This window comes from Microcoleus sp. A006_D1 (genome assembly GCF_036702805.1).
In the GTDB taxonomy this organism is placed as follows: Bacteria; Cyanobacteriota; Cyanobacteriia; order Cyanobacteriales; family Microcoleaceae; genus Microcoleus.
This window is the reverse complement of record NZ_JAUBVZ010000015.1, coordinates 58,292-73,290: the sequence shown is the minus strand read 5'-3', so window position 1 is coordinate 73,290 and position 14,999 is coordinate 58,292. Positions and strand designations below refer to the sequence as shown.

Annotated in this window: 5 protein-coding genes; 1 reads left to right on the top strand and 4 read right to left on the bottom strand. The window is 47.2% G+C overall.

All coding sequences use genetic code 11. From position 1 onward, the window contains the following. Positions 1-48: 48 nt before the first annotated feature. From QUB68_RS23000 to cobA, 3 genes are all read right to left on the bottom strand, one after another. Positions 49-441: a type II toxin-antitoxin system death-on-curing family toxin gene (locus tag QUB68_RS23000; protein ID WP_332996782.1), complete on the bottom strand. Its 393-nt coding sequence runs from the start codon at positions 439-441 to the stop codon at positions 49-51. After that, entirely contained in the window at positions 428-619 is a 192-nt protein-coding gene (locus QUB68_RS22995) for a DUF2281 domain-containing protein (protein WP_332996780.1), read from the bottom strand. Before QUB68_RS22995 ends, QUB68_RS23000 begins: the two co-directional genes overlap by 14 nt. A gap of 191 nt (positions 620-810) precedes the next feature. Beyond that, positions 811-2,379 carry a uroporphyrinogen-III C-methyltransferase gene (gene cobA / locus QUB68_RS22990; RefSeq protein WP_332996779.1) on the bottom strand — a complete coding sequence of 523 codons (1,569 nt, stop codon included), beginning with the start codon at positions 2,377-2,379 and terminating at the stop codon, positions 811-813. 85 nt (positions 2,380-2,464) lie between these two features. Between cobA and QUB68_RS22985 the strand changes: the two genes are divergently transcribed. Beyond that, the gene (locus tag QUB68_RS22985) at positions 2,465-4,876 is read left to right on the top strand and encodes a class I SAM-dependent methyltransferase (protein ID WP_332996777.1); all 2,412 of its coding nucleotides are present in this window, start codon (positions 2,465-2,467) and stop codon (positions 4,874-4,876) included. A gap of 102 nt (positions 4,877-4,978) precedes the next feature. Here the strand turns inward: QUB68_RS22985 and QUB68_RS22980 are convergent, their stop codons facing one another. Continuing rightward, the gene (locus QUB68_RS22980; RefSeq protein WP_332996775.1) at positions 4,979-14,752 is read right to left on the bottom strand and encodes a tetratricopeptide repeat protein; all 9,774 of its coding nucleotides are present in this window, start codon (positions 14,750-14,752) and stop codon (positions 4,979-4,981) included. Positions 14,753-14,999 lie beyond the last annotated feature (247 nt).

Sequence of the window (14,999 nt, the reverse complement as noted above, 5' to 3'; positions counted from 1 at the left end):
TATAGGGTGTGCGCACCTTCCTGCTCTCAAAGTAGATTTGCCAACTTATTAAAACTCAACAATACATGACTCGAACTCGGTACTTAATTCTTCCTTAGTAATTGTCCCTTGTGCGACTTGCATGACTAAATCATAAGCTCGATCGTCCGTGAAATTAAGAGTGCAGCCATTTAAACGCAAAAAGGTATCTGCCACCGCAAAAGCAGTTCTTTTGTTGCCATCAATAAATGGATGATTCATCGCTAGGTGATAGAGATAGGCGGCAGCTTGTTCGCTAATTGTTGGATGCAAAAGTTGACCGCCAAAAGTTGCTTGAGGTTGAGCCAAAGCTGACTCCAACAAGCCTTCGTCTCTAACACCGGAAGTGCCGCCAAAGCTATAAATTTGGTCTTCATGAAGTTCTAGCACTTCATCTATGGAGATAAATTTAGGAGTTTGCAAGGCGACGATAAACCTCCTCTCGTTCTTTTTTAGATGCTAGATAAGCGTTCCAAACATCACTTTTATCGGATTTTTCAGGATTTTTTGCTTTGAGGGCTAGTACAAACTCAAGCACTTCTTTCAACAGAGGTTCTGGTACTTGGTCAATTTCTTGGAGAAGTTGGTCTTTTGCGGTCATGTTTCCTCCTCGTTATTTTACAACCATTTTACAACTTACAGAGCAGATGATCAAGGGCTACCCGTAAAATTCGGCGGTTGAAACCGCTAAGATAAAACTCGGCGGTTTCAACCGCGTCTACACAAACGTAGGCCTTAGCCTTCCCGAAGGGTAGTCTGCCTCCGCAGACTGAAGAGTAGAGTAAAGTTAGATTACAAAGTTTGATGTTTTGTTGCCCATTGGACGATCGCCTCAGTCAACCCATCTAAGGTGTATTCTGTGGCTTCTACGTCTAATTTGCCCAATAAATTTTGGCAGCTTTTGGAGGTTTCCGGGCCGATGGAGGCGATACAAACGCTTTCTAGCCAATCCTCAGACAAGGAGAATTCTGGAGTTTTTTCTATCAGGTGGCAAAAGTTATGCACAGTTTTGGAACTGGCAAAAGTTATGATATCGATGGCTTGATTTTGGAGTGCTGTTAGGGCGATCGGATCGATAGTTTCGGGACAGCAAGATTGATAGGCTGGTACTTCGATTACTTGCGCTCCTTTGGCGGTGAATTCTTTGACTAAAACTTCTCTCCCGCCGCTTTCTACTCTGGGAAATAGGATTTTGCAGTTTTGCAAGTTGTCGGGGAAGTTTTCGACTAGGGAATCGGCGACAAAGTTGGGGGGGATAAAGTCTGGTTGTATCGAGTGCGATCGCAAACTTTCTGCTGTTTTTTTGCCGACTACTGCGATTTTAATGCCAAATAAGCTGCGGGCGTCTTTGCCTTTGGCTTGTAAGCGTTGAAAAAAACAGTCTACGGCGTTGTGGGAAGTGAGAATTAACCAGTGAAAGCTTGACAATTGTGCGATCGCGCTATCCAACAGTTCCCAACTCGAAGGCGGGCCAATTACCAACGCTGGCATTTCGATCGCGCGGGCACCGAGTTGCTGGAGTCGATCGCTAAATTCACTAGACTGGGAAGCGGCACGGGTGACTAAAATCGTTTTTCCGGCTAGGGGCTGGCTGTGGTTAACAGTGGCTGGTGTATTGCTGATGTTTGTGCTTTCAGACTGGATTAAATATTCGCGCAATCTGACTACTTCCCCAATTACGATCACGCAAGGCGATAGAGATTCACCTGCTGTTTGCTGTACAATGTTGGAGAGAGTGCCGAGCCAAATTTGCTGTTGGGGGCGGCCACAATCTCGGATAATGGCGATCGGTGTTTCGGGCGATCTGCCGTGTTTTTGCAGTTGCCAAATTATATCGCTTAAATTGCGCCCTCCCATCAAGATTACCAAAGTTTCTATCCGCACTAAAGCTTCCCATTCCAGCGCATCTGGTTCGTGGGCGCTCATCACCGCAAAACAGCGGCTCATCACCGGATCTGTCAGGGGAATTCCTGCTAGTAAAGGTGCGGCTAATGCCGACGAGATTCCGGGTATCACTTCAAATTCGCAGCCTGCTGTAATTAATGCTTGAATTTCCGAACTCGACCGACCAAAAATAAATGGATCGCCGCTTTTTAGCCGCACAACTTGTTTACCTAGTTGGCAATGTTCTACCAGCAAACGGTTGATTTCTTGTTGCTGGGCGGAAGGTTTACCGCCGCGTTTTCCAACTTCTATTTTCCGACAGGTTGCTGGGATTAATTCGAGTTGCGGGATGTCGATGAGTGCGTCGTAGATTAAGACTTCGGCTTGGGAGAGCAGTTTTTGCGATCGCACTGTCATCAAGTTACAATCTCCGGGCCCCGCACCGACTAGATAAACTTTTCCTGTTGGGTTTTTCATAAGTCATCCTCAATAGTATACTTTATGCTGTATAAACATTTTTCTTTCTTCCTTCTTCCTTCTTCCTTCTTCCTTCTTCCTTCTTATGCAGATTATCATCATTACGGCTTCCGATGCAAATTACTTTGAACTGGTGCGAGGCACTATTTTATCGGTGCGGGAAAAATCAGAGAGTGAAAATGTGGCGATCGGCTTTTTCGATCTCGGCTGCACTCCCGAACAGTTGCAATGGCTGAAAACACAAGTTAATCTCATTCAAAAACCCGATTGGGACTTTGACTTTCCAGGTAAAAATGAAGCCCCTGACTATCTCAAAGGACTTTTGGCGCGTCCGTTTCTACGCAGATACTTTCCCAATTTTGACATCTACCTGTGGATAGATGCCGATGCTTGGGTGCAAGATTGGGAAGCTGTGGAACTATTAGTTAGAGGCGCGCAAAAACGGGGTTTGGCAGTTGTCCCAGAATTGGACAGAGGCTATTATTTAGCTTACGGCAAATTGCCTTGGTACTGGGAATTTGTTTACCGCGATTATCAAGCGGCTTTTGGTGACGAATTGGCAAAACAGTTGCACAGCTACCCAACTCTAAATGCAGGTGTTTTCGCGCTGCACAAAGACGCGCCGCACTGGGAACTTTGGGCGGCATATCTGCAAGAGGCGTTGCAGCGGCACGTTTCTTTGATGACTGACCAAATAGCTTTAAATCGGTTGGTTTACGGCACTGAAATGTTCGATCGCACGGAGATGCTGCCCGCTAGCTGTAACTGGAGCTGCAACTTTGGTTTGCCCGTCTGGGACAAGCAGCAAGCCTGTTTTGTGGAGCCGTATTTGCCGCACGGGGCGATCGGCATTCTGCACATCACCGGTCACAAGCACGACTTAGTAAAATTAGCAACAACCGACGGGAATCAAATCGAAATTAGTCTCCGCTACCAACCAATCCAACGCCCAGTATCTCCACAATTAAAAACAGTACAACCACCATCTGAAATCACAAACAATACTTTGTTACCTGCCGGAGATTACGTGTCGCCCGGATTGAAAATTATCCTCCCAGATGCGTACTTTCCCAACATGATTGTTGGCGACACCAATACTTGTCCGTGGCCTTACCTGCGCCGAGAAATTCCGCACAATTGGTATGTCGATCGCCGTGCTAGTTCAGTGGGATTTCTCAGCCGCGACGAAGCACACATCCTTTACAATACAGCCCTGCAATTTGCAGGCAAAAAAGCCTTAGAAATCGGCTGTTGGCTGGGATGGTCTGCTTGTCACTTAGCCCTCGCCGGAGTTGAGTTAGATGTCGTCGATCCGCTGTTAGAAACCGAGAATATCAGACAAAGCGCGATCGATTCAATTCAAGGCGCTCTCAATGCGTCTGGCGTGCAAACTTCCGTGACGCTAGTACCCGGTTACAGCCCCCAAAGAGTAGAGGAATTAGCCAATCAATTTAACCGCAAATGGTCGTTAATTTTTATTGACGGAGAACACGAAGGTGAAGGCCCGTTAAATGATGCGATTGCGTGCGAAAAATTGGCTGAAAAAGATGCAATAATCTTATTTCACGATTTAGCTGCTCCTGCTGTGGCGAAAGGTTTGGATTATTTGAAACAAAGGGGATGGCAAACGGTAATATATCAAACAATGCAAATTATGGGGGCTGCTTGGCGGGGCAATGTCGCGCCTGTAAAACATCAACCAGATCCGAATATTTCTTGGCAGTTACCAGCACATTTGCAGGGTTATGCAGTCAGCGGTATTTCATTGAGCAAAGAGTTGCCAACCCTACAACAGCCTAATTACCAGACAATTATTCAAAGCAGCACATCGTCAATGCAAACTTCTCCTGCAAACTTTAAAAATATCTTGTCAATTGTGCGCCCCTATACGTTGCTGAGCGAATCTAGATTATTTTCTCTCTATTGTTTGGTCAAGCAAATATGCGTGGAAGATTTGCCTGGAAATTTTGTTGAATGCGGAACTTGCAAAGGCGGTTCAGCAGCGTTAATGGCATTTGTAATCAAACATTACAGCCGCCGTCCGAGAGTGCTGTATGCTTTTGATACGTTTGAAGGAATGCCCGCACCTACTGAGATTGATAAACATCAGGGAATACCTGCAAATCTCACCGATTTTGGCGAAGGAACTCTCAAAGCTGCAATTAGTGAAAATTTAAATAAAATCTGTGAATTACTGCAAGTTAAAGATCTTGTGGTACCAGTTAAGGGATTATTTGCCGAGACTTTACCCAAATACAAGTCAGCAATAGGAAGTATTGCGTTTCTGCACGCTGATGGCGATTGGTATGAGTCCACAATGGATATCTTTAATACGCTTTATGACAGTGTGATTGCTAACGGTTTGATTCAAGTTGATGATTACGGGCACTGGGAGGGCTGCAAGCAAGCAGTACACGATTTTGAGAAAATGAAAGGCGAGTCATTTTCTCTGCATACTATTGATGAAACAGGAGTCTGGTTTCAAAAGTTGAAATAAACTTTTACGCAGTTAAATTGCATATTTGGGGCGGGCAAGATGCCCACCCCACAAGAGTTTAATTATTTTGTGATGGTTGATTGAAAATCCAAAACAGCTTATCTAAAGCTCGTTAATAACATCAAGAAAGCGTTTAACTTGTTTTTTCCAAGTCCAATCGAGCATAAAATTAGCCGCAGCTAAACCGCGATTTTTTGCTGCTTCGCGATTATTATAAACTTGCTCCAAAGCCTCAACAACTTCTGCAACGTCAGACTCTCCCCAACCTTCAACACCGGGAAAATGAGCAGTGGGTTTAACCCGTCCCTGATGCGATAAAGGATAGCAAATGTTGCTGTAAATCAAGTCTAAATGCCCGGTATTTGCTGATAAAATAGTCGGAATTCCGCAGGCCATACTTTCCATTGCGACTAAATTAGTGCCGCCTTCGCAGCGGTTGGTGAAAACAGCGCAGTCGGCTTCTCGCAAAATTTGTCCGGCGAGGTGATTGGGAATTAAGCCGATGTCGATAAAAGAGTCAACTGGTAAACCGTTAGCCGCCAACCATTGCGAAATTCCTAAACTTCCGTCGCGGTTGATATTGGGAAGTCCCGCAACGTTTCCGGTTTGTTCGATTCCCAGCATATATTGAGGCCAGAAGTTGTGCCAGGTTGTTAACAATAAAGCTTCGGGATGTTTGGCGCGAAATTGTTTGAAAGCGGCAATTACAATGTCTTGTCCTTTGCGATATTCGAGTTTACCACCGGAGAAGATGACGAAGCGATCGCCAAATAGATTAGATTTAGGTGCAGGATGGAAAATTGCCGGGTCAATTCCTTGGTTTACCATCGCCACATTAGTCAAGCCGCAGCTTCTCAAAACATCCGCATTCCAGTTGGAACCGGCGACAATGGCGCTGTATTTTTTGGCTGTTTCTAGGGCGGCGGCGGTGATTCGCGTGTCTTCAAAAAAGATGACTCCGACTTGACAAGCGCTGGTAATTTGATTCTCCACTCCCGAGGATGCTAAATTATTCCCCAAAGCGTAAAGTACGGGAAAGTTGCAGGTAATCTGTTTGTCGGAGTTCGCGGTTACTAATTCCTGAAAAGTTTTCTGTTTTTCTATTGCAGGTAATAACAGGGATTTGTGCAGCGGGTTGATGGATTCTGAGGTGATGGATGGCGCTGCTAATAGTGCAACTTCCCAGGCGGGATTTCGCAGCAGTTGCAGTGTTAAATTCATGCCGTAAATTCCCCAACCGCTGGTGATGCTGATTGGCCAACTAATTCCGATTCCGGTTATTTGTGGCGGGGTTTGTGAGGGTGGATTTTGAGGCGGAGCCTCTGGATATGCGTTACCAGGCAGAGCCTGGGAACGAGCCTGGGAACGGGTAATTAGCTGTTCTAGGGCTGCTTTGATGCGATCGCCCACGCCATCCCAATCACCGGGTTTTGACTGCCTAAACAGGCGCGCAGTGGGATACCAAGGGCTGTCTTCGCGATCGAGCATCCAGCGCCAATCGGGGACGAAAGACAGTAAAATCCACACCGGTTTGCCCAAAGCACCAGCCAAATGAGCAATAGAAGTATCTACGCAAATTACTAAATCGAGTTGCGAAACAATCGCTGCGGTGTCGGCAAAATCGATGCAATGTTCGCTTACATCTTGAATTTGCTGTTGATTTAATAAACTGGAATCGCCCGCCGACAAATCTTTCTGAAGGCTGTAAAAACTCGCTCCCGGAACATCTAAAAAATTCACAAAATCGCTGAATTTGCACGATCGATCGCGATCCTTGCGGTGCAGCGGGCCGCCCGCCCAGACAATGCCGACTTTTAATTGATTGTGCGCTTCTACGGAAAATTTCGCATCCGGCGGCGCAGCTAAATAAGGAATATTCGCGGGTATATTTTCTAAAGTTGTTCCCAAAATTCGCGGCAAACTTAGCAGCGGTGCTTGCACCTCAAAATCCACACACTCGCTGGGGCGCACTACTACGCGATCGACTCCGGCTATTCCTTCAAATAAACGCTTCAGCAAGACATGACAAGCCACAACAACTGTGCCGCCTTTTTGCTTGACTAAAGATGCGTAGCGGACAAACTGTATTGTATCGCCCAAACCTTGTTCTGGGTGCAGCAAAATTGTTTTTCCGTGCAAATCTGAACCTTCCCAAAGCGGTTGCGCGAAATATCTCGGCTCCAATTCTTGAGTTTGCCAGCGCGATTCGTACTCCAGAAAACCCTGTTGAAAATTGCCAGTTAACAGCAAAGCTAAGGCTAATCTCAGGTGCGATTCCGGTGATTCTGGGCATAGTTTAATTGCTTTAGTGTAGCAGTCGATCGCCTCGACAAATTTTCCTTGTTCTTCGAGGGCGCAACCTAAATATAAATTTGTTTCGCCGAGATGGGGATTTGTTTCTAGCGCTTGTTTGTAGTGCCAAATTGCCTCGGCTGTTTGCCCGTTTTCCTGTTTGAAATAACCTAAATAACTGTGGGCTTCGGCGTGGCTGGGCGAGGCGGCGATTACTTGTTGGTAGCGCGCGGCGGCGTCTGCTTTTTTACCTTGTTTTCGCAAGGCATTTGCTATGTGAAACTGTATGTCAATTTCTGTGATGGCGTTGGGAGCGATCGCGCTTGGGGGTTGTAGCCCTTGACTGGTAAAAAATGAGGTTGTTAATTCTTGTAAGGCAGTTTTTAGGCGATCGCACACTCCATCCCAATCACCCGGTGTTTGCTGGCGAAACAGTCGCGCCGTGGGATACCAGGGGCTGTCTTCGCGGTGCAACATCCACCGCCAATCCGGCATAAAACACAGCAAAATCCATACCGGTTTACCCAAAGCACCCGCCAAATGGGCGACAGCAGTATCCGCGCAAATGACTAAATCTAGTTGCGAGATCACCGCCGCAGTATCGGCAAAATCGTTCAAATTGTCGCTCAAATCTCTTACGGAAATTTGAGTTAACAAAGTAAGATCTAGCGCCGAAACTTGTTTCTGAAGACTGTAAAAACTTACGCCGGGAATATCTAACAATTTCAGGAAATAGCTTAAATCGAGCGATCGCTGAAAATCCTTCAAATGTTCCGAACTTCCCGCCCACACAATCCCAACTTTGAAATTGCCATCGGAATTTAGCGAAAATTGCCAATTCGGCGGCGCAGCTAAATAAGGAACATTTGCGGGTAGATTTTCTAAATTTGTTCCCAGAATATGCGGCAAACTCATCAGCGGTGCTTGCAATTGGAAATCAGGCAATTCGTCCATCCGCACCGCCACTTGTTCGATGCCAGGAATCTGCTTAAATAAACGCTTCAGTTCTTGATAGCAAGAAATGATGACTTTGCCGCCTTTTTGCTGCACAATTGCTGCGTAGCGCACAAATTGAATGGCATCGCCCAAACCTTGTTCGCAGCGCAGCAAAATAGTTTGTCCGTTCAAATCTGAACCGTCCCAAATCGGTCGCTCGAAATTCAACCGCGGCAAGTTTTTCGCCTGTTCAGTTTGCCAGCGCCGCTCGTATTCTGCTAAACCGCGCGCCAAGTCCCCAGTTAACAGCAAAATTAAGCTTAAATTGAAGTGAGCTTTAACACAATTTGCATCAATTTCCAGGACTCTATTGTAACACGAAATCGCCCGATTCACGTCTCCTATTTGTTCGACAGCACTGCCTAAATTATTCACTGCTTCTACATAATTTGGCTGCAATAATATGGCTCGTTCCAAGCTAGAAATTGCCTGTTCTATTTTGCCCGCAGCCAAGCATAAAGTTCCCAGGTGATAGTGTGCTTTAGGATTATTTGGTTCTGCTGCAATCGCTCGCTGGTAAAGCCTTTCTGCGTCTGCTGGCTGAGATTTTGCTTGCATCGCCACGCCCAAATTTACTAGGGCTGGCACGTAATTGGCATTGATGGAAAGTGCTTGCTGAAAATAGCCGATCGCACTTGGCAACTCGCCCTGCTGCTGGAGCGTGGCGCCGAGGTTGTTGAGAGCTTTGACGTAAATCGGATTTAGGGCGATCGCCCTTTGAAAACAAAAGGCAGCCTCGGCGATACGGCCGCTATCTTGCAGCAAAATTCCCAGGTTATTTTGCGCTTGAGGGCAGTTCGGGTCGATTTCGATCGCGCGCTGATAATAGACAGCAGCTTCGGCTAAATCGCCTGTTTGGTGCAGCGTCACCGCTAAATTAGTAGCGGACTCGATCGAATCTGGCTGCAAAACCAAAGCATTCTTAAAATACGCGATCGCCTCGATAAATTTTCCTTGCGATTTCAGCAGATTTCCGCGATCGAACTGTTTCTTAGCCAACTCAATATTTGGCTGAGTTGCTATTGGCGGTAGAGCTTCTTGATGCTGGCAAATTATTGCTCTCAGCGCCAAATCAGCTTGTGCTAAAACGGCTTCCCAATCCCCCGCCTTTTGCTGGCGAAACAAGCGCGCCGTCGGATACCAAGGACTATCTTCGCCCTCCAACATCCACCGCCAATCCGGCACAAAACACAACAACACCCACACAGGTTTACCCAAACCACCGGCCAAGTGCGCCACAGAAGTATCTACAGAAATCACTAAATCCAGAGCCAAAATTGCCGCCGCAGTATCGGCCATGTCGTGCAAATGAGAGCTTAAATCTGCGATCGGCAGTTGCTCTAACAAAGCGCGATCGTCTGCGGTAAGTTCCTTTTGCAAACTGTAAAATTCTGCTCCGGGAATATCTAACAGTTTTGACAACAACTTTAGCGGTAACGAGCGCACTTTATTTTGTGAATGTTTGGGATTTCCCGACCAAACAATTCCCACTTTAAATTGAGAATTTTTAGGCAAATAACATTTTAAATCCGGCGGCGGAGCTAAATAAGGAACTTTTGCCGGGATTGTTTCTAAAGTTGTTTCCAGCAGATACGGCAAACTCAATAGCTGCGCGCACACTTGAAAATCCGGTGCAGCTTTTGGGCTGACGATTAACTGATCAATTCCTGAAACTTGGGCAAACAACCGCTCCAAGTGCGGCAAACACCAAAAAATTACCCTGCCGCCTTTTTGCTTGACTAACTCTACGTAGCGGACAAACTGAATTGCATCGCCTAAACCCTGTTCCGGGCAAAGCAAAATTGTTTTTCCTGCCAAATCTTTGCCGTCCCAAAGTGGCTGGTGAAAGTTGTGTTGGGGAAACTGTTTTTGTTCCACCAGCAGCCGCCATTCGTACTCGGAAAAACCGCGCTGCAAATCTCCCGCCAGCAGCAATGCTAAACCTAAATTTAGATGAGCTTCGGGGGTGGCGAGATTAAATTCAACTGCTTGGCTGTAGCAGGTGACAGCAGCGTCAAACTCGCCGCGATCGCGCAAAGCACTTCCCAAATTGTTGAGGGGATTGATATAATCGGGTTTGAGTTCGATCGCGCGACGGTAACATTCCATCGCCTCTGGCATTTTTCCCGCTTCCTCAAAAGCTTTACCCAGATTGTTCAAAGCCTCTGGAAAGTAGGGTTTCAGGCTCAAAGCTTGTTGGTAGCAGGCGATCGCATCTTGAATTTTGCCTTGTTTGTACAGCACAATGCCCAAAATACACCGAGCCTCAGAGTTTTCGGGCGAATGCCGAATCGCCAACTGACAAACGGCTAGAGCCTCATCTAACTTATCCTGCTGTTGCAGCGAATTCGCCAAAGCGATCGCAGATGCTGCTAAATTCGGTTGCAACGCCAGAGCGCGATCGTAAACTTCGATCGCGCGAGCAATTTTGCCCTGGCGGATCGAGGCGTAGGCTAAGTTGTGCAAGGCGTGGAAATAATTTGGATCGATCGCGATCGCCCGTTCGTAATTCGCGATCGCCCGTTCGTAATTCGCGATCGCTGCCACCTCCTCCCCTTGTTCCTCCTGCACGATTGCCAAATTAAAATAAGCCGCAGCGCAATTTGGATTAACTTGAACCGCTTGCTGGTAGCACCAGATAGCCACCTCCACCTCCCCTTGCTCTTCCCGCAGAACGCCCAAATTAACCAGCGCTTCGGCGCAATTTGGGTTCAAAGACAGCGCCCGCTCATATTCTGCGATCGCCCCTGCTGTCTCCCCTGCTTCCGCCAGCGCGCTGCCCAAATTGCTCGCAGTTTCCGCCAAATTGCGATCGATTGCTAGGGCTTCCCTGTAGTGCGCGATCGCCTCTGTTAAGCGCCCGCTTTGCTGTTTGACAACTCCTAAATTGCTGTGGGCGGGGGCGTAACTGGGAGCGATCGCGATCGCCCGCTCGTAACATTCGATCGCACCGCCAAAATTGCCCTGCTGCTGCAAATCTCTGCCCGCTCGAAACTCTGCATCCGCCGCCTCAGACGGCGCAGGTGCTGCGGAAACCAGGCTGCTCAGAGCTTGCGCCACCCGAGCGAAAACAGGTTCCCAGTCGCCCCGCTGCTGCTGGCGGAACAGTCGCGCCGTCGGATACCAGGGACTGTCTTCGCGCTCCAACAACCAGCGCCAATCGGGGGAAAACGCCAGCAAAATCCACACCTGTTTGCCCAAAGCCCCCGCCAAATGGGCGACAGCGGTATCGACGGTAATCACTAAATCCAGTTTGGCGATCGCAGCAGCAGTATCTGCCAAATCGCCAAAATGCGGGCTCAAATCGACGATCGGCGTTTGATTCAACAGCGCGCGATCGGTCTCGGACAGCTCTTTCTGCAAGCTGTAAAAAGTTACCCCCGAAACGTCCAAAAGCGGTATAAACTGACTCAAACTGCAAGAACGCTGGGTATTTTTGCGGTGTTTGGGATTCCCCGCCCAGACAATCCCAACTTTCAAATTGCGATCGGGCAAAAGCGCAAATTCAGCACCCGCAGGCGGAGATAAATAAGCAGTATTTGCCGGGATTGTTTCCAGCATTGTACCGAGAACATAGGGCAAACTCAACATCGGCACTTGCACGTCAAATTCCGGTAGATCCTCGCCTCTAACTACGAGCAAATCAATCCCGTCAACCATTGCAAACAAACGCTGCACTTGCGGGTAACAGACAACAACTACCCTACCGCCTTTATTTTTGACGATCGCAGCGTAACGGATAAACTGAAGCGAATCGCCCAAACCTTGTTCAGCGTGCAGCAAAATAGTCTTTCCCTGCAAATCGGAACCGTCCCACAGCGGTCGGTATTCTCTTGCCGAAATTCTATTTCCTCCCCACATCAAAAAACATGAATGACCGATTTGAAATTCTTTAATTTGCCAGCGCCACTCGTATTCGGCGAGACCATTTTTCAAATCTCCCACCAACAGCAAAGCCAAGGACAAATTCAGGTGAGCGCTCGCATGATCTGGATTCAAATAAATCGCTCGTTTGTAACAGGCGATCGCATCTTGCACCGCGCCTTTTTCTAGAAAAGTCCTGCCTAAATTGTTGATTGCTTCCACAAAATCCGGCAGCAATTCCAGAGCTTTGTGGTAATATTCCAGCGCCTCTTCTAAATTCCCCTGTTCTTGCAACACTGTGGCCAGATTGTTGTAAGCTTCCCAGCTATGCGGCTGAATTTCTAGCGCCCGCCGATAGAGGTTAACCGCCTCTAACAGCTCGCCTTTTTCTTGCAGCGCCACCGCTAAATTAATCAGCGCGGGCACGAAATCCGGTTCAGCAACAAGAGCTTGTTCGTAATGTGCGATCGCCTCTTCGACTTGACCTTTTTCCTCAAAAATCTTTGCCAAGTTGTAAGCTGTTTGAGGAATATTTGGATCGAGCGCTAAAGCTTCTCGGTAATGCGGAATAGCTGCATCTAACTCGCCGTTTTCTTGTTTGAGAAAACCAAAATTAATCCGCGCTTGTACGCAATTTGGTTCCACAGAGATGATTTGTGCGTAAAGGGCGATCGCCTCTTGCTTATCGCCTGTTTCCATTAAATGTTCGGCTTGCCGCAATAAATTCTCTAACACGACGGAATTTGCGATCGCCGCAGATGCCTCAATTCCCTGCAATTCCTTGACTGCGGAGCGATTAGCTAGCGCTTCGCCCGCAGTCAAAAATATTTGTTTGCTCTCACTGGCGCCTGTCATTTCCAGCCCCGCCACATCGAGGGAAGCCGTATGATTCACAGTCATTGTCAGCGGCAGATTTTGCGCCAAATCCTCACTATCAGTAGCCGTATTGGCGATCGCAAATAAACTCAAAGCCGCGTGCACTTCATCAAACAATTCTTGCCAACTTTCCGGCTGACTTTGGCGAAAAAGCCTTGCAGTTGGATACCAAGGATTGTCTTCGCGCTCCAGCAACCAGCGCCAGTCAGGAGCAAAAGAAAGCAGCACCCAAACGGGTTTTCCCAAAGCACCGGCTAAGTGCGCCGCGGAGGTATCAACCGTAATCACTAAATCCAGTTGAGATATCGCCGAAGCCGTATCAGCAAAGTCGTCCAGGTGCGGGCTTAAATCCGGTACTAGGTGATGATTGAGCAAAGTGCGATCGGCCTCGGACAAATCTTTTTGTAAACTATAAAAAGCAATTCCCGGCACATCCAAGAATTGAATAAAATCGCTTAAACTGCAAGAGCGTTGATTGTCTTTCCGCCGTTTTGGACTCCCCGCCCAAACAATCCCCACCTTCAGATTTGCATCAGAAGAAAGCGCAAACTTGCACTCAGCAGGCGGACTCAAATAAGGAACATTTGCCGGAATTGTTTCCAGAGTTGTTGCGACAATTCCGGGTAAACTCATCAGCGGCGTGTGAACATCAAATGCTGGCAAACCCTCAAAACAAACTGATAAATATTCAATGCCCGTAACTGTCGCAAACAACCGCATCAATTCTGGATAGCAAGCCACCATAACTTTAGCACCTCGGCTGTGCAGTATCGGCGCGTAGCGAATAAACTGAATCGAATCGCCGAAGCCTTGCTCGACGTGCAGTAAAATAGTTTTTCCCCGCAAATCTGCACCATCCCAAAGCGGCTGTTGAAAATGTCTCGGTTGTAGTTGTGGAGTGCGCCACCGCCACTCGTACTCAGCAAAACCGCGCTGGTAATCTCCAAACAACAGCAAAGTTAAAGCTAATTCCAGGTGGGCGATGGCGTTGTCGGGCTGCAATTCCAAGGCTCGACAGTGACACCAAAAAGCCTCTTGAAATTCTCCTACATCTACCAAAGCGTGTCCGAGGTTGTTAATAGCATCCACTAAGTCCGGTTTTAAGCTTAATGCTTGTCGGTAATGCGAGATTGCTGCTTTTGTATTACCTTGTTCGTGGTAAAATGCTCCCACATTGTTCTGAGCGTCGGGATTGTTTGGTTCTATTTCTAGAGCTTGCTGGTAGCAGTTAAAAGCTTCAGTTAATTTACCTTGCTGCTGCAAAACTCTTCCCAAACCAATCAGAGAATATATCAAGTTGGGATTAATTTGTAAAGCGTGCCTGTAACAAGCGACTGCATCGTTTAATTGATTTTTTTCGGTAAATAGTTTTGCTAAATTGTGCGCTGTTTCGAGCAGGTTGGGGTCGAGCCTGAGCGCGGTTTGATAATATAAAATTGCCGAGTCTATGTCGCCGACTTGCTGTTTGAGCCAGCCCAAGTTATTGTATGCTAGTACGGAATTTGGCTGGATTGTGATAACTTGTTCGTAACTGGCGATCGCCCTTTGACTTTCGCCGACATCCATCAAAACATGGGCTTTGTTTAAATGTGCTTCTACAAAATCCGGGTTTTGGGCGATCGCGCGATCGTAAAAGTCGATCGCACTTTCAACTTTTCCCTGCTGTCTCAGCGCTATTCCCAACAAACACAGCACATTTGCTAATTCCGGCTGCACTTCTACGATTTGCCGGTACAAATTCTCAGCTTCTAACAAACGCCCCGCTTGGTGATATTCCCAAGCTATTTTCAAAGAGTCTTCTGGACTCATTTTGACGGCAGATTTTTGCGATTTTTTCTTAGAAGCCATAGTTGTCTTTGTTATTTGGGAGAGGGCGGGTTTTGCCTTTTTTTTAGTCATTTGTATCATATATCTTTAGCTAAACCCGCCCCTACCAATGACTAGGGCGGGTTTTGCCTTTTTTTTAGTCATTTGTATCATATATCTTTAGCTAAACCCGCCCCTACCAATGACTAATGACTAGAGGGCGGGTTTTGCCTTTTTTTAGTCATAAGTATCATATATCTTTAGCTAAACCCGCCCCTACTAATGAACA